Here is a 17,895-nt window from a genome sequence, read left to right as displayed (position 1 = left end):
CGTGCGGGTCAGCTCCCGGGGACGATCGCCGCGATGATCGTGCCGTCCGAGCGCCGGCGTCCGGGCACCGGGGGCGGCTCGCCCTCGATGCGCGGCCCCTGGCCCTCGATCGGCACGGTCACCGGGTCGCCGGGCAGCACGGTCACCTCGCGGCCGCGGACCACGAGGGTCGCTTCCTTGCCCTCCTCGACGCTGAGCTCGACGCTGTCGGGCAGCACCGTCACGCGTACGCGGGTCCCGCGAAGCGTCACACGGAAGGTCAGTGACTCCCACGACTCCGGCAGGCGCGGGTCGAGCGTGAACACGCCCTGGTAGTCGCGGAAGCCGCCGAAGCCGTTGACCAGCGCGCCCCACACGCCGCCGGTCGACGCCACGTGGACGCCGTCGGAGGTGTTGTGGTGCCGGTCGGCCAGGTCGACGAACAGCGCCGACAGGAAGTAGCGCAGCGCGAGATCGTGGTAGCCGACCTCGGCCGCGATGATCGACTGCACGACCGCCGACAGCGTCGAGTCGCCCGTCGTGATCGGGTCGTAGTACTCGAAGTCGGCGCGCTTCTGCTCGGGATCGAACTGGTCGCCCTGCAGGAAGAGCGCGAGCACCACGTCGGCCTGCTTGAGCACCTGGAACCGGTAGATCACCAGCGGGTGGTAGTGCAGCAGCAGGGGCCGCTTGTCCATGGGCGTGTTGGCGAGGTCCCACACCTCGCGCTCGAGGAAGTGCTGGTCCTGCGGGTGCACGCCCATGTGCTCGTCGTAGGGGATCGCCATGTCGGCCGCAGCGCGCTCCCAGGCGGCGACCTCCCGCTCGTCGAGCTCGAGCCGTGCGACCACGCGGTCGTACTCGATGCCGTCGCGGATCGCGAGCTCACGCACGGCCTCGGCGGCCCGGCGCAGGTTGAAGCGGGCCATGACGTTGGTGAAGAGGTTGTCGTTGACGACCGTCGTGTACTCGTCCGGACCGGTCACGCCATGGATGTGGAACGTCCCGTCCTCCTCGTTGCGCCAGAAGCCGAGGTCGACCCACATGCGGGCGGTCTCGACGAGCACGTCGATGCCCTCGCGGGTCAGGAAGTCGATGTCGCCGGTCGCCGCGAGGTACTGGCTCAGGGCGTACGAGATGTCGGCGTCGATGTGGTACTGCGCGGTGCCGGCGGCGTAGTAGGCCGACGCCTCCTCACCGTTGATCGTTCGCCAGGGGAACAGGGCACCGTGCTGCGCCAGCTGCTTGGCCCGGCTGCGGGCCGCGTCGAGCAGCGTGTAGCGGAACCGCAGCGCGTTGCGCGCGGCCCGCGGCGTCGTGTAGGTGAGGAAGGGCAGGACGTAGACCTCGGTGTCCCAGAAGTAGTGACCGCCGTAGCCCGAGCCGGTGACGCCCTTGGCGGGGATGCCCGTGCCCTCGGCGCGGGCCGACGCCTGCGCGAGCTGGAAGAGGTTCCAGCGCACCGCCTGCTGCACGGCCGGCTGTCCCGGGATCTCGACGTCCGACCGCTCCCAGAAGTCGTCGAGCCACTGACGCTGGTCGGCCAGCTGCTGGTCGAGCCCCTCGTCGCGTGAGCGGTCGAGCGTACGGTTGCAGCGGTCCAGGAGCTCGCGGGACGGCACGCCGCGCGACGTGTGATAGCTGACCATCTTGGTCAACGTGATCGGCTGACCCGGCTCGGCGTCGATGCGATAGGTCACCTTGGCCAGGTCGTCGCCGGTCTGCACCCGCTGGGTGTAGGTGTTGGCGGTCTCGAGCTGGTGGTCCGCGGCGACCGCGATCGTCATGCCGCTCTCGGTGCACTGGTAGCCCAGCCCCACGCGACCGTCGGCGGCGGTGCCGGAGTTGCTCTGCGGGATCAGGACGCGGTGCCGCATGCTGCTGGCTTTGCGCGGGTCGACGCCTTCGCCCATCGCCTTGTCGCGGACGTGGTACTCGTCCTCGCCGTCTTGCCGGTTGAGGATCTGCGACGAGATCGCCACGGGTGCGTAGTCGTCGAGCATCGTGACCTCGAACGTCATGACCGCGAGGTGCTTCTGCGTGAACGAGACCATGCGCCGTGACCGGATCTGCACCCGCTTGCCGCCGGGCGTGCGCCACAGGATCTCGCGCGACATCACGCCGGCCCGGAAGTCGATGCGGCGCTCGTACTCCATGAGGTCGGCGATCTGCAGGAGCAGCGGCTCGTCGTCGACGTAGAGCCGGATGACCTTGGCGTCGGGCGCGTTGACGATCGTCTGACCCACGCGCGCGAAGCCGAACGCCTCCTCGGCGTGCTGGATCGGCCACGTCTCGTGGAAGCCGTTGATGTAGGTGCCGTGCGAGTACGAGTCGCGGCCCTCGTCGACGTTGCCCCGCAGTCCGAGGTAGCCGTTGCCGACGGAGAACAACGTCTCTGTCGTGCCGAGATCGTGGCTGTCGACGTGGGTCTCGACGAGCGACCACTCGTCGACGGGATAGCGCGACCGGTCCAGGAAGTCGTGGATGTGCGGCGCGACGTGCGACGGCCCGGTCATGGCAGCAGCTCGTCCAGGTCGCTGACGACGACGTCGGCGCCGCTGGCCAGGAGCTTGTCGGGGCCGGCCCCACGGTCGACGCCGATCACGAGGCCGAAGTCGCCCGCGCGACCGGCGGCGACGCCGGACAGGGCGTCCTCGAACACCACGGCCCGGTCCTTGGACACACCGAGCTGCTCGGCGGCGTCGAGGAACGTGTCGGGCTGCGGCTTCCCGGCGAGGCCGCGCTCGGCCGCCACCTTGCCGTCGACGATGACGGGGAAGAAGTCGATCATGCCGGCTGCGCGCAGCACCGCGGGGGCGTTGCGCGAGCTCGAGACGACCGCCATCTTGGTGCCGCGCTCGACCAGCGCGTCGACGAGCTGGACCGAGCCAGGGTAGGGCACGACGCCGTCGGTCTGGAGGATCTGCTCGAAGTCGGCGTTCTTGCGGTTGCCGAGTCCGGCGACGGTCACCGACGACGGGGCGTCGGTCGGATCGCCCGCGGGGAGCTCGATGCCCCGGCTCGCCAGGAACGACCGGACGCCCTCATAGCGGGGCTTGCCGTCGACGTACGTGTAGTAGTCGTCATCGGTGTACGGCTCCGCGATCCCCCGCTCGCGCAGGAAGTCACCGAACATCTGGGCCCAGGCGCGCATGTGCACCTCGGCCGTCGGCGTGATCACACCGTCGAGGTCGAAGAGCGCAGCGTCGTAGTCGTTCCAATCCACACGTACGAGCGTATGCCCGCGAGGGGTCGCACCGTTACACAATCGGGTGCGTCTCTCGACACAGAATCCGCGGCGTCAGCCCGCTGCCACGACTTTCACCGTCGGTGTGCTGGTCGCGAAGGTGTTGAGGTAGCCGGGCTTCGATCCGGTCACCCGCACCTGCATCCGCTTGCCGACCTCGGCGGCCGTCAGGACGTACGTCTTGGCCGTCGCTCCGGTGACCGCGACGCCCTCGGCGAACCACTGGTAGGTGAACGTCACGCCGTCGGGCGTCCACGTGCCCTCGTTGGCCGTCAACGTCTCGCCCACCTTGGGTGTACCGGTGATCGTCGGGACGGCGTAGCCGAGGGCGGGGATCTGCTCGACGGGTGCGGACTCGGCGGTCGTGACGGTCACGGAGGTGTAGCCGGCCTTGGCGCCGGTCACCGCGACGGAGAGCTTCTTGCCCACACGTGACGAGCCGGGGGCGAACGTCGACGACGTCGCGCCGGCGACGGGGACGCCGTCGACCAGCCACTGATAGGTGAACGTCACGCCGGCCGGCGACCAGGTGCCGGGGTTGACGGTCATCGTCTGCCCGACCTTGGGCGTGCCGCTCAGGGTCGGCGCCACGGAGTTCACGACCGGCTGCGCCGCCGCCGGGACGACCGCCGCGGTGGCCGCGCTCGTGGCGAACGTGGTGAGCCAGCCCGGCTTGCTGCCGGTGACGGTCACCTGGATCCGCTTGCCGACGTCCGCAGCGGTTGGCGCGTAGGTCCTGGCCGTCGCGCCGCTGATGGGGGCACCTTCAGCGCGCCACTGGTAGGTGAACGCCACCCCGTCCGGCGTCCACGTGCCCTCGTTGGCGGTCAAGGTCTCGCCGACCTTCGGAGTGCCGGTGATGGTGGGGACGGCGTGGCCGAGTGCGGTCGGGGCCGGCACGGCCGCGGTCTGCGGACTTGTGGCGCTGGCCGAGGCGGTCATGCACTTGGCGGCAGTCACCTTGACCGAGATCTTCTTGCCGACCGCGCCACCCGGGACCACGTACGTCGTCGAGGTCGTGGCGGCGGTGACCGGTGCCCCGTCGGCCAGCCACTGATAGGTGAACGTCGCACCCGTCGGCGACCACGTGCCGGGGCTCGCCGTCAGCGTCGAGGCGACCTTGGCGGTGCCGGTGATCGCCGGTGGCGACGTGTTGACCATCGAGCCGAGGGCGAGCCGGCAGAGGAGGCTGCCGAGGTCGATGCCGGTCGGGCCGGGGTCGGCGGCCTTGGCGCTGGAGGGCGAGACGCCGACGAGGCACACGGCGGCGAGGAGCGCCGCCGACGCCTGACGAAGGGGGCGGACGGGGAGGATGCGCATGGGAGTCTCCGGTTGGTGTGTTCCCTCGTGAGACCGACACTAGAACAGCCTTTCCCGAACCGCAGCGAAATCGCGACTCTCGCCCCGCAGCGGCGCCATGTGGTGGCCTAGGGTGACTCCATGGATCTCGGAGCGGACAGCGAAGTCGGTCGCCTGCGTACGGTCATGCTGCACCGGCCCGGTCCTGAGCTGGGTCGGCTGACCCCCCGCAACAACGACCAGCTGCTGTTCGACGGCATCCCCTGGCTCGGCCGCGCGCAGGACGAGCACGACGCGTTCGCCCAGGCCCTGCGCGACCGCGACGTCGAGGTGCTCTACCTCGTCGAGCTGCTGGTCGAGGCGCTGGCCGTCGAGGAGGCGCGCGCGACGATCATCGAGAGCACCACGGCGAGCCTCCGTCTCGGCGACGGGCTGCGCCGGCACATCGCTCGGGTGATGACCGACCTGGCGCCCGAGGAGCTGGCGCTGACCCTGACTGCGGGCCTGCGCAACGACGAGGTCACGAGCTTCCGCAGCATCGTCACGAGCCTGCTGCCTCCCGAGGACTTCCTCATCGAGCCGCTGCCCAACCTGTTGTTCACGCGCGACTCGTCGGTGTGGCTGCCCCGCCATGTCGCGGTGACGAGTTTGGCCATGCCGGCCCGCATCCGCGAGACCCAGCTCACCGGGCTGATCTATGAGCACCACCCGCGGTTCGCCGGGGTGCCGCGCGTGCACGGACCGCACCTCGAGCACGTCGAGGGCGGCGACGTCCTGCTGCTGGCACCCGGCGTCATCGCCGTCGGCGTCGGCGAGCGCACGACCCCGGCCGGCTTCGAGCGCTTCGCGCGTCAGGTGCTGACCGGCGGCCTGGCCCACACCGTGCTCGCGGTGCCGATCGCGCAGGAGCGCGCCACGATGCACCTCGACACGATCGTCACGATGGTCGACGTCGACACCGTCGTGATCTACCCCAACATGGCCCATGACCTGCGGGCCCATGCCGTGACCGTCAGCGGCGACGAGCTCGTGGTCGCCGGCGAGCAGTCGTTCTTCACCGCGGCCGCCGAGGCGATGGGGATCGACACGCTGCACCAGATCGACACGGGGCTCGACCCGGTCACGGCCGAGCGCGAGCAGTGGGACGACGGCAACAACACGCTCGCGATCGGCCCGCGGCTCGCCGTGGCGTACGAGCGCAACGAGCAGACCAATGCCCGCCTCGAGGAGCACGGCATCGAGGTCGTCGCGATCAGCGGCTCCGAGCTCGGCTCGGGCCGCGGCGGTCCTCGCTGCATGTCCTGCCCGATCGACCGCGACTGAGCCCATGACGACACTGGTCGACACGTTCGAGGCCGAGCGGCCACGACTCCTCCACGTGGCCTACCGGCTCACCGGCAGCGTCGCCGACGCCGAGGACGCCGTGCAGGAGGCCTGGCTCCGACTGGCTCGCACCGAGACCGGGATCGACAACCTGCAGGCCTGGCTCACGACCGTCGTCAGCCGGTTGTGCCTCGACCGACTGACCTCGGCCGTTGCCCGCCGGGAGACGTACGTCGGACAGTGGCTCCCCGAGCCGGTCGTCACTCCCGTGGAAGGGTCCGCCGACCCTCTCGCTGCGGTGGTCCAGCAGGAGGACAACCGCCTCGCGGCGCTCGTCGTCCTCGACGTGCTGCCGCCCGACCAACGGGTGGCCTTCGTGCTGCACGACGCCTTCGGCGTGCCGTTCGCCGAGATCGCCGAGGTGCTGTCGATCGAACCCGCCAACGCCCGCCAGCTCGCGTCGCGCGCCCGCAAGGCCGTCGCCGACCCACCGCCTCCGGTCGACGACGAGGAGCACGACGCCGCGGTGGGCCGCTTCCTCGCCGCGATGGCGTCCGGCGACCTCGACGCCGTGCTGGCGACGCTCCACCCCGACGCCCTCATGATCGGCGACTCGAACGGCACGACCAGCACGGCCGCCCAGGTCGTCCGCGGCGCCGACAAGGTCGCGCGCTTCTACCTCGGTCTCCTGCGCCGCTACGGTCCCGACAGCCTGGGCGCGATGCAGCCCGCCATGGTCAACGGACAGCTCGGTGTCGTGAGCCGCGGCTGGACCGGCGAGACGGAGAAGCTCAGCTCGCCGGCCCGGATCGGTGGCTTCACCGTCCGTGACGGGCTGGTCTGGGCGACGTACGACGTGGCCAACCCCGAGAAGTTCTCCGGCGTCAGACTGCCTGACTGGCCGGTTCGTCCGTGAGCCACGGCACGCGGCACTGATCTCCGGAGCTGAAGCCCTGGTCGGTGATGCCGAGGGCGTGGTTCATCCGGGCCCGCTGGTTCTCGTGCGAGATCTGGTAGGTCAGCTCCAGGACGCCGTCGTGCCCGTACTTCTCGACCAGGGACGCGACCTGCTCGTCCGTCACGGTCATCGGCGTCGCCGTCATGGCGTCGGCGAGCCGGATGACCTCCCGCTCGTCCTCAGTGAACTTGTCCGAGGTCTCGAACTCACCGATCTCCTTGAGCCGGTCGATGTCCAGCCCGTCCATCCGCTGCAGCATCGCGCCGAAGTCGACGCACCACGAGCAGCCGACGGTCCACGCCGTCCGGTAGACGGCGAGCTCGACCAGGTGCTGCGGCACCACGTGCATGGCCTTCTGCAGGGCCAGCTCGTGGCGGGCTGCGAGGACGAAGAGCTTGCGATGGTGCGCCATGACCGCGAACGGCTCCGGCACCTCACCCAGCTGCTTGCGGGCCATCCGGTACCCGAGCTTCACGACCGGGCCGGCGTCCTGGGGAGCGAGTGCGGGGATGCGAGGCATGGGGATACTCCTGTCCTGCGGCGCCCTCGCGCCGCTCACCCCTCAGACGACGCAGCCCCCAGATGTGTGACAGCAGCGGTCCTAGCGGATCGAGACCTGGCCGCTGACGAGGGCGCCACGGGCTGAGCGCTGCTCCGAGGTCAGTGGGGAGTCGTCAGCGAGCGCCGCGTCGAGGCGGGTGCGGAACTCCTGCGCCGGCTTCTCCAGGTCGGCGGCATCGGCGTCGAACTCCCACACCGGGACGAGCCGGCCGTGCACGCGAAAGTGCCCGATGAGCTTGGTCCCCTCGCCGAGCGTCTCCTCGCCACGCACCTTGAGCCGTGCCAGCGCATCGAGCAGCGGCGTCTCGTCCTCGGTCATGACCCAACGGAGGAACCGCTGTGAGCCCATCTCGGTCCAGTACGCGGAGTCGACCGACTCCAGCTTGACCGTCGGGGCGATCGACTGGTTGGCCTCGGCCAGCAGCTCGGCCGTCTCGGGCCGCTCGTCGGTGCCCTCGACCCAGTAGTCGAAGCCCTGGTGCACCTCGACCTCGAAGGGGCTCGACGGGTCGACCAGGTCCTGCAGCCGGGGGCCGACGCCGGGATCGCCCATGGGGACGGGCTGGCCGGGTTCCATCTCGAGCGCGGTCTCGACGACGTACGCCAGGTCGCGGCTCGTGTCACCGAAGTTGTGGGCGACCTGCAGGCCGACCCAGATCTCGCCGTCGGGCCGCACGATGCCTGCCCCGTTGCCCGGCAGGAGCGAGCACACCTTGACGGACTGGCCCGAGGCCAGCGTGACCGTCGCGGTCGCCGACGGCACGAACTCGCGCAGCGCGATCCAGTCGGCCTCGTTGGGGAGCCCTTCGAAGGTGCGTGCCACGAACGGCATGCGGTCCTTCTTGGCGGCCTTGTTCTTGAGTCGCGACTTCTTGCCCATGAGGGGTCACTCTAGGCGACCCCATGAGGCCTCGGCCCACGAGGCTGCTGAGGGATCAGTGCGGGCTGAGACCCAGCTCCGCGTTGACCCGCGTGCCCGTCGACATGTCGACCCACCAGCGGTCGGCGACCCGGTTGATGATCGACAGGCCGCGGCCGCTGAGGGAGTCCTCGTCGAAGTCGATCGGCTTGAGCGAGCCACCCTGACCGGCGTCGTAGACGCTGAGCTCGAGGAGCGTGCCGTTGATCGCCCAGGAGATCTCGATCGTGCCGTCGGACGTGGGCACACCGTGGCTGACCGCGTTGGCGATCATCTCGCTGATGACGATGAGGGCATCGTCGATGACCTCGTTGGAGGCTCGATTGACCGTCAGGAAGGCGGCGAGACGGGTGCGGGCGATGCCCGGCGTCGAGAACGCGAAGGGCAGACGGATCGTGTCATGAGCCTTCATGACACCACCTTTCTGCAGACCGACACGGCGGTGTCGCTGCCTCCGCGGTGGCGGCTAGCGACACATCTATAGCCCAAAGTAACTACACGAAGGGGTCCATCGCCACTCCCTGGCCCAGAAAAGACCCCGTTCGTGGCACATCACACGTGTCGGGGGACTATGGAGGCATGAGTGATTCCGCCATCCCGACCACCGACGTCGCCAGCATTCCCGAGGTGATTCCGTCCGACGTGGTCGTGCTCGACGTGCGTGAACCGCACGAGTGGGCCGCCGGTCACATCGAGGGCGCGGTCCACATCCCGATGGGCGACCTGCCCTCGCGGGTGGGCGAGCTCGACCCCTCGAAGCACACGGTCGTGGTGTGTCACGTGGGTGGACGGTCCGCCCGGGTGACGGCGTGGCTCCATGCCCAAGGTCATGACGTCGTCAACCTCGACGGCGGCATGGACGCCTGGGAGCGGGCCGGTCGGCAGGTGGCCCGCTAGCGCCGTCCGGAGTCCCAGTCCGGCGGCAGCTCACCGGGGTAGTCCGGCCCGGGAACGGCCGGGGCGGCAGACGCGCTGGGCGGCGGTCCGGCCAGGTGCGACGAGGGTGGCGCGGGCGCCGGGTGCCACTGCTGCGGCGGGGCCTGGGTGACCGGCGGCCACCAGTACGCGTACGGGACCGGGGGCCACATCGGCGCCTGTGGTGGCGGCGGGGGCGCGATGGGCGGCCGGGTCCGCTGGAGGTTCTTCCGACGGGCGAGCAGCTCGACCAGCACGAGGAAGACGACGCTCGAGACGACGGTCGGGACGAGGTCGAGCGGCCCGGCATCACTGTCGTCGGTGGCGGAGAACATCCCCAGCGCGTCCAGCACGAACAGCACGACGTTGTTGGCGGTGTGCGCCGCGATGGCCGCCTCGAGACCGCCCGTGCGGATCGTCACCACGGCAGCCATGAGGCCGAAGATGCCGACGTCGACCAGGCCCCACAGCTCGTACGCGTGGCCGGCGACGAACAGCGGGACCGATACGACCACCGGGATGAACGCGAATCGGCTCCAGGAGCCCACGAGCTGGAGGATGTAGCCGCGGAAGACGTACTCCTCGGCTGCTGCCTGGAACGGCACGAGCAGCAGGATCAGCCCGATCGCGACGAGCGCCCGGGTGCTGATCTCAGCGGGACTGATCTCGGTGGGGTCCGTTGCCTCTCCGAGGGCGACCGCGCCGCCGATCGTGGCGATGAACACCGCGAACGCGACGACCCCCGTGAGCGCCAGCCACTTCCACCGCAGGCGCCCAGCGACCGACGAGAGGTAGCCGATCGGTCGTGGCCCGGTGATCAGGACGGCGACCAGCACGGCGGGCATCGCGATGATGATCGACAGCATGTCGAGGGCGAAGAAGTCCAGGTGCTGCAGGTCGAGCTCGCCGGCCCCGTCGGCCCAGGCTTCGAACTGGTCGAGGCCCGATCCGGTCGCGAACGCGATCACCGCCACGACCACCAGCACGATCCCGGCGCCGATCCACAGCACCACCGTCAGCAGGCCGGCGACCGGGAGCCGCCACCACGCGTACGCCGGCGTCTCGCGAGCGAGACGGTGGTAGCGCGTGGACATGGGCGCCATCCTCCCAGAGACGAGACAGCGCCACCGGGAAGACCCGATGGCGCTGCGCGATTGGTGCGGTTCTACTTGGCGGCGGCCTTGAGGCGCGAGCCGACGCTCACCTTGACGCCGAAGCCGGCGGGGATGTCGATGGTCTCGCCGGTCGAGGGGTTGCGGCCCGTACGTGCGGCACGCTGGACGCGCTCGACGGACAGGATGCCGGGGATCGAGACCTTCTCGCCATTGCTGACGGAGTCGAGCAGGATCTCGCTGAAGGACGAGAGGACGGCGTCGGCCTCGGCCTTGCTGGTGCCGGCCTTCGAAGCGAGGGCAGCGACGAGGTCGTTGCGTGAGATAGCCACAAAAGCTCCTTGTGAGTGGTGGGTGTGCTTCGACAGTCTATGAACCCGCGACGGCGATTCGACCGCGCCCCCACGGGAGCACCCCCCGCCGACCTGCTATCAGAGCCAGATCCCGGGCGGCTCGGCGTCGACGAGGGCGGCGATCGTCCGCAGGTAGCGGTCCCGCGGCCACTCCGTCACGCCCAGCGACGCCAGGTGGTCGGTACGCCACTGGGTGTCGATCAGCCCTTCGTCGCCGACCACCTCGACCAGCGCCATCAGCGCGACCTTGGAGGCGTCCGTCGCCCGGTGAAACATCGACTCGCCGGCGAACAGCCGCCCCACGCTGAGGCCGTACAGCCCTCCGACGAGGGTCCCGTCGGCGTCCCGTGTCTCGATGGAGTGCGCCCAGCCGAGCCGGTGCATCCGGACGTACGCCTCGCGGATCGGCGAGTCGATCCAGGCACCGGGCCGGGACGGGTCGGCGCACGCGTCGATGACCTCCTCGAAGGACTCGTCGATCGTCACGTCGAAGCGGCGCCTGGACCGGGCGAGTGATCGGCTGACCCGCAGGTCAGCGGGCACCAGGACACCGCGCTGCATCGGGGACCACCACAGCAGCACGCCGTCGTTCGGCATCGGGAAGGCGCCGCGCCGGTACGCCTCGAGGAGGGTTCCGGGCTCGAGGTCGGCGCCCGCCGCGACGCAGTCCTCGCGGGGCCACCGCGCGGGGTCGAACACCCACGGCGTCGGGCCCAGCGGCTGGCGGGCCACGTCAGCCATCGAGCACGCGCGACAGGTGGTGGAGCGGCGCCTCGCCCCACTCGGCGAGCTCGGCGGCGCTCGCCTCGGCGAGGCAGCCCCACCACGTCATGGCCCGGTTGACCGGCTGGGTGAGGCCTGATGCCACCCACTGCGGCTCGAGGTCGGCGGGCGTCACGCCCCACACGTCGCAGTACGCCTCCAGCACCTCGCCCCAAGGGAGCACGGTGCGCTGGGCGATCCAGCCGTACGGGACGCTCAGCAGCTCGGTGGCGTGCGCCCACTGCGCGTCGCCGAAGTCGAAGACCCGCAACGACCCGCGACCGACCGCGAACACGTTCCACGGGTGCAGGTCGCCGTGCTGCCAGGTCGTCGGAAGAGAGGAGGCCTCGAGCTCCTGGGCGGCGTCGACGACTGCCGGGCGCCTGGCCCGCAGACGGGCAGCCAGATCAGCGTCGAGGTGGGACGGGTCGTGCTCGGGCAGGGCGGCGAGGACCTCGACCAGCCGGTCGAACCGGTCGACGACCGTCGGCGGTGAGCAGTCGGGCATCCCGGTCGCCAGCAGGCGGTCGGCCTCGGTCGCCGTGATGCGCTGGAGCGTCGCCGCCTCGCCCAGGACGCGCCGCCAGTCCTCGATCGTCGGCTCGTGCGAGTCGCCCAGCGTCGACCCGCGGTCGCGGGTGAGCAGCCAGCCGCGGTCGGGCTGCGTCGCGTACGGGACGTCCACGGACCCCGGCGCGAGTGCCGCCAGCTCGTCGTGGAGCCGCGGCTCGAAGGCGAGGGCAGCGCAGTTGGCCTTGAACCACAGGGACCCGGCTGTCGTCGGGACGGTCAGCTGGGTCGACCAAGGACGTACGCGGGGCTGCTCGATCGGCCCGGTCATCGTGTCGCCGTGCCGGTCCAGCTGGCCACCGATCCAGGTCTCGGCCTCGCGCCGCCACTCCGCGTCGGCCACGCGCTCGGAGAAGGGTCGGACCATGCCCACAGCGTAGGGCCAGGAACCGGGCCGCTCGAGGATGCCGGCCTGGGAGACCGGCCTATGCTGAACGGATGGGAGTTCGCCGCAGCGTCGCCGCCACCGCGGGCGCCAAGCTCGCCCCGGCGGTCGCGTCGGGCTACGTCCGCACCGTTCTCGACCACGCGATCGACGGCATCGGGCCCTTGCGGTCGGCAGCCGCCTCGGCCGACACCAAGCTCGTCGACCACGGCGGCGACGTGGAGAAGGCGATCAGGGGTCTCGTCCGGATGCACGCGAGCCTCGCCGGCGTGCAGGGGTTCGTGACGAACCTCGGCGGCTTCTCGACCCTCGCGGTCTCCGTGCCGGCCAACGTCGTCGGGGTGACGCTCGTCCAGTGCCATCTCGTCGCCGGCATCGCGCACCTCCGCGGCTACGACCTGGAAGATCCTCGGGTCCGCAACGCGATCCTGGCCTGCATGCTGGGGGAGGACGCGGTCAAGGGACTCATCAAGCGGCACCGGTTGCCGTCCTCCCCGATGGCCTTGGCGACGTCGCCGGTGCACGACCCCGTGCTCGACGAGACCCTCTCGCGCGAGGTCACCGCTGAGCTCGTCGGACGCACGGCGGGACGCCGGGCGATCACCCTGATCGGGCGCAGGGTCCCCGTGCTCGGCGGCGCCGTGGGCGGCTCCAGCGATGCCCTCGCCACGTGGCACGTCGGCCAGTACGCCGCCGACGAGCTGCGGGACCGCCGCCTCGCGACCTGAGGGCGTACCCGAGCGTCGCGGGAGATGTCAGACCCGGCACCTACCGTCGTACGCATGACGCTCGAAGCCGTGATCCTCGCGCTGCGTGAGTCCTGGGGCCCCGACACCTGCTCGCCCGAGGACGTCCCGGACTGGACGCCGGACAACCCGGCACGCGGGCAGTGCGCCACGACCGCGCTCGTCCTGCACGACTACTTCGGCGGCTCGCTCGTCACGGGCGAGGTCTTCGTCGACTCCCCGACGGGTTCAGGCCTCGGCGAGAGGGTCGACTTCCACTGGTGGAACCGGCTGCCCGACGGTGAGCAGGTCGACATCACGCTCGAGCAGTTCGGCCCGCACGAGCACGTGGTCGGCGGCCTCGACGTCGTACGGCCCACTGGTCCCACCCGACTCGACCAGCAGTACGCGCTGCTCTCGTCGCGGGTCTCCGCGCGGCTGGCGCAGTCGGCCTAGCCGACCCGGCCCAGCGCACGGGCGACGGCGCTGGCCGGCTCCTTGCCGAGCACGCCCGACATCCAGACGCTGGTCTGCACCAGTGAGTCGAGGTCGACGCCGTGCTCGATGCCAAGACCCGTGAGCATCCACACGAGGTCCTCGGTCGCCAGGTTCCCGGTCGCGCTCTCGGCGTACGGGCACCCGCCCAGTCCACCGGCCGAGGCGTCGAACGTCGTGATCCCGTGACGTAGGGCCGCGTACGCGTTGGCCAGCGCCTGGCCGTAGGTGTCGTGGAAGTGCATCGCCAAGCGGTCCACGCCGACGCCGGCAGCACCGAAGGCCTCGATCAGGGCACCCACCTGAGCCGCCGTGCCGACCCCGATCGTGTCGCCGATCGACAGCTGGGAGGCGCCGAGGTCGAGCAGGCGCTGCCCCGTGGTCACGACCTGGTCGACCGGGACCTCGCCCTCCCAGGGGTCGCCGAAGCACATCGACACATAGGCACGAACGTCGAGGCCGGCGTCGCGCGCCCGGGCGACCACGGGCTCGAACATGACGAGCTGCGAGTCCAGCGTGGCGTTGAGGTTCTTCTGGGCGAAGGTCTCGGTGGCGCTGCCGAAGATCGCGATGTGGGTGCAGCCCGCCTCCAGCGCCCGGTCGAGCCCTCGTTCGTTGGGCACCAGGACCGGCAGGGGCGCCGGACCGTCGAGGGGGAGCCGCGCGACGAGCTCGGCGGCATCCGCGAGCTGCGGCACCCATCGTGGATGGACGAAGCTCGTCGCCTCGACGATCGGCAGGCCGGCCGCGAGGAGGCGCGTGATGAACTCGGCCTTGGCGTCGAGCGGCACGACCGCCGACTCGTTCTGGAGCCCGTCGCGCGGACCGACCTCATAGATCGTGACCGCGTCGGGCAGCGCCGGGTCGCGCACGACGGCCGGCGTCATGCCGGTTCCACCGTGAACAGCAGGTGCTTGATGGGCACCTGGTCGCCGACGGCAGCGCCGACGTGGGCGACCACCCCGTCGTAGGGCGCGAGCAGGGCGAGCTCCATCTTCATGGCCTCGACGACCCCCAGCTGCTGACCCAGCGTGACGGCGTCGCCCTCGGCGACATCGACGCGCAGCACCGTGCCCGGCATCGGGGACACGAGGTCGGCGTCCGTCGCCGCACCCAGATGATGACCGCCGCGCATCGGGTCAGGCACGACGAGGCGCCAGTTCTGGCCCTCCCAGGCCACGGTCAGACCTTCGGTGTCGATCGTGGCCAGCAGGTCTCCGCCGGGCTGATCGTCGTCCGTGAAGGCGAGCTCCCACGGGTGTCCCGTCTCGTCCACCAGCACCACCCGGGTCGGCGCCGGGTCGGCGCCCGCGCGCCAGCCGTCGCCGGCTGACCACGGCGAGTCACCGCCGGGAACGGTGAAGCTGCCCCACAGCCTGGCTGCGGCTCGGGCGGCCTCGGGGGGCAGCGTCGGGGTCGTCAGCAGCTCGGTCGACGCATCGCTGTCGAGCCAGGCGGTGTGCACCTCCCCGACCGCGAACTCGCGGCTCGCGACGAGTCGGCGGACGAATCCGAGATTGGTCGTCACCCCGAAGATGCCGGTGTCGTCCAGCGCCTCGACCATCCGGCGTCGCGCATCCTCACGATCGGTGCCGGCGACGACGATCTTGCCGAGCATCGGGTCGTACGCCGTCGAGACCTCCTGGTCGGCGCCGAGGTCGGTCTCGACCCGCGCGTCGAGGGGCCAGGCAGCATCGAGGACGTGGCCGGCCTGGGGCAGGAACCCGGCATAGGGGTCCTCGGCGTAGACCCGGACCTCCATCGCGTGCCCCGTCGCGGTGATCTCGTCCTGGGTCGAGGGCAGCCGGCCGCCGGCGGCGACGAGCAGCTGCCACTGGACGAGGTCGATCCCGGTGATCTCCTCGGTGACGGGATGCTCGACCTGGAGGCGGGTGTTCATCTCGAGGAAGTAGGCGCGGCCGTCCGCGACGAGGAACTCGACCGTGCCGGCTCCCGTGTAGCCGACCTCGCGACACAACGCCACGGACGAGTCGTGGAGGGTTCGACGCAGCTCGTCGGTGAGCCCGTAGGCCGGGGCCTCCTCGACGACCTTCTGGTGGCGCCGTTGTGCCGAGCAGTCACGCTCGAAGAGGTGGACGACGTTGCCGGCGGTGTCGCCGAAGACCTGGACCTCCACGTGTCGGCCCGCCTCGACGTACTTCTCGACGAGGAGCGTGTCGTCGCCGAACGCCGCCGCGGCTTCGCGACGCGCGGCGTCGAGCGCGGCGGACAGCCCGGCAGCCTCCCGAACGATCCGCATGCCCTTGCCACCGCCACCGGCGGCCGCCTTGACCAGGACGGGATAGGCATCAGCCGGGACGTCGGCCGCGTCGAACTGCGGAGTCACGGGTACGCCAGCACGCTCGGCGATCGCCCTGGCCCGGTCCTTGCGACCCATCGCGTCCATGACCTCGGCGGTGGGACCGATGAACACCAACCCCGCGTCGACGACCGTGCGGGCGAACTCGGCACGCTCGGACAAGAAGCCGTACCCGGGGTGGACCGCCTCGGCTCCCGCCTCCTTGGCGGCGGCGAGGACGCGCTCGATCGACAGGTAGGACTCCGTGGCCGGGGTCGGCCCGAGGTGCACGGCGTCGTCGGCCAGGCGGACGTAGGGGGCGTCCGCATCAGCGTCGGAGTAGACCGCGATGCTGCGCAGGCCGGCCTCCCGGCACGCGCGGATCACCCGGCGGGCGATCTCGCCGCGGTTGGCAATGAGGACGCTCTGAAAGGTCATGTCTCGCCTCACATCCGGAAGAGGCCGAAGCTCGGCTTCGGGGTCGGGGAAGCGGCAGCCAGCTGGAGGCCCATGCCGAGGACGCGGCGGGTGTCGACGGGGTCGATGATCCCGTCGTCCCACAGCCGTGCGGTGGAGTAGTAGGGCGAGCCCTGCCGCTCGAACTGCTCACGGATCGGCTCACGGAACGCTGCCTCGTCGTCAGCGGACCACTCGCCGCCCCGCGCCTCGATGCCGTCGCGCTTGACTGTCGCCAGGACGGCCGCGGCCTGCTCGCCGCCCATGACCGAGATCCGCGCGTTGGGCCACATCCAGAGGAAGCGCGGGTCGTACGCGCGGCCGCACATGCCGTAGTTGCCGGCGCCGTACGATCCCCCGATCACGACCGTGAACTTGGGCACGACCGAGGACGCGACGGCCGTGACGAGCTTGGCGCCGTCCTTGGCGATCCCGCGGTTCTCGTACTCCTGGCCGACCATGAAGCCCGTGATGTTCTGCAGGAAGACCAGCGGGATGCCGCGCTGGTTGGCCAGCTGCACGAAGTGCGCGCCCTTGAGGGCCGACTCGCTGAACAGGATGCCGTTGTTGGCCACAATGGCGACGGGATAGCCCCAGATGCGGGCGAACCCGCAGACCAGCGTCTCGCCGTAGAGCGGCTTGAACTCGTGCAGGCGCGAGGCGTCCACGATGCGGCGGATGACCTCGCGCACGTCGTAGGGCGTGCGGGCATCGACCGGCACGACGTCGTAAAGGCCCTCGGGATCCTCGGCCGGCGGCACGGGATCGTGCGGCGGCTCGGGGCTCGGCGGACGCTCGAGCGTGCCCACGATCGACCGGACGATCTGCAGGGCGTGCTCGTCGTCGTCGGCGAGGTGGTCGACGACCCCGGAGACGCGGGCGTGCACGTCGCCGCCCCCGAGGTCCTCGGCCGACACGACCTCGCCGGTGGCGGCCTTCACCAGCGGCGGACCGGCGAGGAAGATCGTGCCTTGGTCCTTGACGATGACGGTCTCGTCGCTCATCGCCGGGACGTACGCGCCACCCGCGGTGCACGACCCCATCACGGCGGCGATCTGCGGGATCTGCTGCGCCGACATGCGGGCCTGGTTGAAGAAGATGCGCCCGAAGTGCTCGCGATCGGGGAACACCTCGTCCTGCATCGGGATGAAGGCACCGCCGGACTCGACGAGGTAGACGCACGGCAGGTTGTTCTGCTCCGCGATGGTCTGGGCCCGGAGGTGCTTCTTGACCGTGAGGGGGAAGTAGGTGCCGCCCTTGACGGTCGCGTCGTTGGCGACGACGACACAGTCGTGTCCGCTGATGCGGCCGATGCCCGCGATGATGCCGGCGCTGGGGACGTCGTCGTCATAGACCCCCTCGGCGGCCAGCGGCGCGATCTCGAGGAACGGGGATCCGGGGTCGAGCAGATGGTCGATGCGGTCGCGGGGCAGGAGCTTGCCGCGCCCGACGTGGCGTTCCCGGGCAGCCTCGCTGCCCCCCAGCCGTACGGCCGCCAGCCTGGACCGCAGCTCTTCGACGAGTTCACGCATGCCGA

General features: G+C 70.7%; 18 protein-coding genes. 5 read left to right on the top strand and 13 right to left on the bottom strand.

Going from position 1 to position 17,895, the window contains the following annotated elements:
• Positions 1 to 8: 8 nt before the first annotated feature.
• From AB0N22_RS12905 to AB0N22_RS12895, 3 genes are all read right to left on the bottom strand, one after another.
• Positions 9 to 2,495, bottom strand: a complete 2,487-nt coding sequence (locus tag AB0N22_RS12905; RefSeq protein WP_364640654.1) for a glycosyl hydrolase family 65 protein — start codon at positions 2,493 to 2,495, stop codon at positions 9 to 11.
• Positions 2,492 to 3,205 (bottom strand): beta-phosphoglucomutase family hydrolase, encoded by a 714-nt coding sequence (locus tag AB0N22_RS12900; RefSeq protein WP_364640651.1) that lies wholly within the window; start codon positions 3,203 to 3,205, stop codon positions 2,492 to 2,494. Before AB0N22_RS12900 ends, AB0N22_RS12905 begins: the two co-directional genes overlap by 4 nt.
• A gap of 75 nt (positions 3,206 to 3,280) precedes the next feature.
• A complete protein-coding gene (locus tag AB0N22_RS12895) occupies positions 3,281 to 4,546 on the bottom strand; it encodes a hypothetical protein (protein WP_364640648.1) in 1,266 nt (421 codons plus the stop codon).
• A gap of 120 nt (positions 4,547 to 4,666) precedes the next feature.
• On the opposite strand from AB0N22_RS12895, the gene AB0N22_RS12890 reads away from it, so the two are divergent.
• The gene (locus tag AB0N22_RS12890; RefSeq protein ID WP_364640646.1) at positions 4,667 to 5,848 is read left to right on the top strand and encodes an arginine deiminase; all 1,182 of its coding nucleotides are present in this window, start codon (positions 4,667 to 4,669) and stop codon (positions 5,846 to 5,848) included.
• A gap of 4 nt (positions 5,849 to 5,852) precedes the next feature.
• Positions 5,853 to 6,764 carry a sigma-70 family RNA polymerase sigma factor gene (locus AB0N22_RS12885; RefSeq protein ID WP_364640643.1) on the top strand — a complete coding sequence of 304 codons (912 nt, stop codon included), beginning with the start codon at positions 5,853 to 5,855 and terminating at the stop codon, positions 6,762 to 6,764.
• Here the strand turns inward: AB0N22_RS12885 and AB0N22_RS12880 are convergent.
• The 3 genes from AB0N22_RS12880 to AB0N22_RS12870 all read right to left on the bottom strand — a co-directional run bounded on the left by AB0N22_RS12880 (position 6,733) and on the right by AB0N22_RS12870 (position 8,698).
• On the bottom strand, positions 6,733 to 7,326 hold the full coding sequence (locus AB0N22_RS12880) for a carboxymuconolactone decarboxylase family protein (protein WP_364640640.1): 594 nt from the start codon (positions 7,324 to 7,326) through the stop codon (positions 6,733 to 6,735). The two genes, AB0N22_RS12885 and AB0N22_RS12880, sit on opposite strands and share 32 nt — an antisense overlap.
• Before the next feature lie 81 nt (positions 7,327 to 7,407).
• A complete protein-coding gene (locus AB0N22_RS12875) occupies positions 7,408 to 8,247 on the bottom strand; it encodes a DUF5926 family protein (protein WP_364640637.1) in 840 nt (279 codons plus the stop codon).
• A gap of 55 nt (positions 8,248 to 8,302) precedes the next feature.
• On the bottom strand, positions 8,303 to 8,698 hold the full coding sequence (locus tag AB0N22_RS12870) for an ATP-binding protein (RefSeq protein WP_364640634.1): 396 nt from the start codon (positions 8,696 to 8,698) through the stop codon (positions 8,303 to 8,305).
• Between the two features lie 167 nt (positions 8,699 to 8,865).
• On the opposite strand from AB0N22_RS12870, the gene AB0N22_RS12865 reads away from it, so the two are divergent.
• Positions 8,866 to 9,183 carry a rhodanese-like domain-containing protein gene (locus AB0N22_RS12865; RefSeq protein WP_364640632.1) on the top strand — a complete coding sequence of 106 codons (318 nt, stop codon included), beginning with the start codon at positions 8,866 to 8,868 and terminating at the stop codon, positions 9,181 to 9,183.
• On the opposite strand, the gene AB0N22_RS12860 is transcribed toward AB0N22_RS12865, so the two are convergent.
• The 4 genes from AB0N22_RS12860 to AB0N22_RS12845 all read right to left on the bottom strand — a co-directional run bounded on the left by AB0N22_RS12860 (position 9,180) and on the right by AB0N22_RS12845 (position 12,365).
• Positions 9,180 to 10,295 carry a type II CAAX endopeptidase family protein gene (locus tag AB0N22_RS12860; RefSeq protein ID WP_364640629.1) on the bottom strand — a complete coding sequence of 372 codons (1,116 nt, stop codon included), beginning with the start codon at positions 10,293 to 10,295 and terminating at the stop codon, positions 9,180 to 9,182. The two genes, AB0N22_RS12865 and AB0N22_RS12860, sit on opposite strands and share 4 nt — an antisense overlap.
• A 71-nt stretch (positions 10,296 to 10,366) precedes the next feature.
• A complete protein-coding gene (locus tag AB0N22_RS12855) occupies positions 10,367 to 10,639 on the bottom strand; it encodes an HU family DNA-binding protein (protein ID WP_364642746.1) in 273 nt (90 codons plus the stop codon).
• Positions 10,640 to 10,744: 105 nt separating this feature from the next.
• Positions 10,745 to 11,407, bottom strand: a complete 663-nt coding sequence (aat, locus tag AB0N22_RS12850) for a leucyl/phenylalanyl-tRNA--protein transferase (RefSeq protein WP_364640626.1) — start codon at positions 11,405 to 11,407, stop codon at positions 10,745 to 10,747.
• Positions 11,400 to 12,365, bottom strand: coding sequence for a phosphotransferase (locus AB0N22_RS12845; protein WP_364640623.1), 966 nt, complete (start codon positions 12,363 to 12,365; stop codon positions 11,400 to 11,402). Before AB0N22_RS12845 ends, aat begins: the two co-directional genes overlap by 8 nt.
• A gap of 71 nt (positions 12,366 to 12,436) precedes the next feature.
• Between AB0N22_RS12845 and AB0N22_RS12840 the strand changes: the two genes are divergently transcribed.
• Together AB0N22_RS12840 and AB0N22_RS12835 are read left to right on the top strand one after the other, a co-directional pair.
• The gene (locus tag AB0N22_RS12840; protein WP_364640621.1) at positions 12,437 to 13,111 is read left to right on the top strand and encodes an EcsC family protein; all 675 of its coding nucleotides are present in this window, start codon (positions 12,437 to 12,439) and stop codon (positions 13,109 to 13,111) included.
• Between the two features lie 54 nt (positions 13,112 to 13,165).
• The gene (locus AB0N22_RS12835) at positions 13,166 to 13,564 is read left to right on the top strand and encodes a hypothetical protein (protein WP_364640618.1); all 399 of its coding nucleotides are present in this window, start codon (positions 13,166 to 13,168) and stop codon (positions 13,562 to 13,564) included.
• Here AB0N22_RS12835 and AB0N22_RS12830 read toward each other — a convergent pair.
• The 3 genes from AB0N22_RS12830 to AB0N22_RS12820 are packed head-to-tail and all read right to left on the bottom strand — an operon-like array spanning position 13,561 to position 17,890.
• A complete protein-coding gene (locus AB0N22_RS12830) occupies positions 13,561 to 14,490 on the bottom strand; it encodes a hydroxymethylglutaryl-CoA lyase (protein ID WP_364640616.1) in 930 nt (309 codons plus the stop codon). The two genes, AB0N22_RS12835 and AB0N22_RS12830, sit on opposite strands and share 4 nt — an antisense overlap.
• Positions 14,487 to 16,340, bottom strand: a complete 1,854-nt coding sequence (locus tag AB0N22_RS12825) for a biotin carboxylase N-terminal domain-containing protein (protein ID WP_364640613.1) — start codon at positions 16,338 to 16,340, stop codon at positions 14,487 to 14,489. Before AB0N22_RS12825 ends, AB0N22_RS12830 begins: the two co-directional genes overlap by 4 nt.
• 8 nt (positions 16,341 to 16,348) lie before the next feature.
• Complete coding sequence (locus AB0N22_RS12820; RefSeq protein ID WP_364640610.1) at positions 16,349 to 17,890, bottom strand: carboxyl transferase domain-containing protein; 1,542 nt, start codon at positions 17,888 to 17,890, stop codon at positions 16,349 to 16,351.
• Positions 17,891 to 17,895: the final 5 nt, after the last annotated feature.

Origin of the sequence: Aeromicrobium sp. NPDC092404, from assembly GCF_040684095.1 — a bacterium.
Lineage (GTDB): Bacteria > Actinomycetota > Actinomycetes > Propionibacteriales > Nocardioidaceae > Aeromicrobium.
Note: the sequence above shows the minus strand (reverse complement) of the source record. Positions and strands in the feature narration are given on the sequence as shown.

Bases quoted from the DNA above. Each gene is read 5' to 3' on its own strand.
- AB0N22_RS12905 (WP_364640654.1), bottom strand. From the start codon at position 2,495: ATGACCGGGCCGTCGCACGTCGCGCCGCACATCCACGACTTCCTGGAC.
- AB0N22_RS12895 (WP_364640648.1), bottom strand. From the start codon at position 4,546: ATGCGCATCCTCCCCGTCCGCCCCCTTCGTCAGGCGTCGGCGGCGCTC.
- AB0N22_RS12890 (WP_364640646.1), top strand. From the start codon at position 4,667: ATGGATCTCGGAGCGGACAGCGAAGTCGGTCGCCTGCGTACGGTCATG.
- AB0N22_RS12885 (WP_364640643.1), top strand. From the start codon at position 5,853: ATGACGACACTGGTCGACACGTTCGAGGCCGAGCGGCCACGACTCCTC.
- AB0N22_RS12880 (WP_364640640.1), bottom strand. From the start codon at position 7,326: ATGCCTCGCATCCCCGCACTCGCTCCCCAGGACGCCGGCCCGGTCGTG.
- AB0N22_RS12875 (WP_364640637.1), bottom strand. From the start codon at position 8,247: ATGGGCAAGAAGTCGCGACTCAAGAACAAGGCCGCCAAGAAGGACCGC.
- AB0N22_RS12870 (WP_364640634.1), bottom strand. From the start codon at position 8,698: ATGAAGGCTCATGACACGATCCGTCTGCCCTTCGCGTTCTCGACGCCG.
- AB0N22_RS12865 (WP_364640632.1), top strand. From the start codon at position 8,866: ATGAGTGATTCCGCCATCCCGACCACCGACGTCGCCAGCATTCCCGAG.
- AB0N22_RS12860 (WP_364640629.1), bottom strand. From the start codon at position 10,295: ATGTCCACGCGCTACCACCGTCTCGCTCGCGAGACGCCGGCGTACGCG.
- aat (WP_364640626.1), bottom strand. From the start codon at position 11,407: ATGGCTGACGTGGCCCGCCAGCCGCTGGGCCCGACGCCGTGGGTGTTC.
- AB0N22_RS12845 (WP_364640623.1), bottom strand. From the start codon at position 12,365: ATGGTCCGACCCTTCTCCGAGCGCGTGGCCGACGCGGAGTGGCGGCGC.
- AB0N22_RS12840 (WP_364640621.1), top strand. From the start codon at position 12,437: ATGGGAGTTCGCCGCAGCGTCGCCGCCACCGCGGGCGCCAAGCTCGCC.
- AB0N22_RS12835 (WP_364640618.1), top strand. From the start codon at position 13,166: ATGACGCTCGAAGCCGTGATCCTCGCGCTGCGTGAGTCCTGGGGCCCC.
- AB0N22_RS12830 (WP_364640616.1), bottom strand. From the start codon at position 14,490: ATGACGCCGGCCGTCGTGCGCGACCCGGCGCTGCCCGACGCGGTCACG.
- AB0N22_RS12825 (WP_364640613.1), bottom strand. From the start codon at position 16,340: ATGACCTTTCAGAGCGTCCTCATTGCCAACCGCGGCGAGATCGCCCGC.
- AB0N22_RS12820 (WP_364640610.1), bottom strand. From the start codon at position 17,890: ATGCGTGAACTCGTCGAAGAGCTGCGGTCCAGGCTGGCGGCCGTACGG.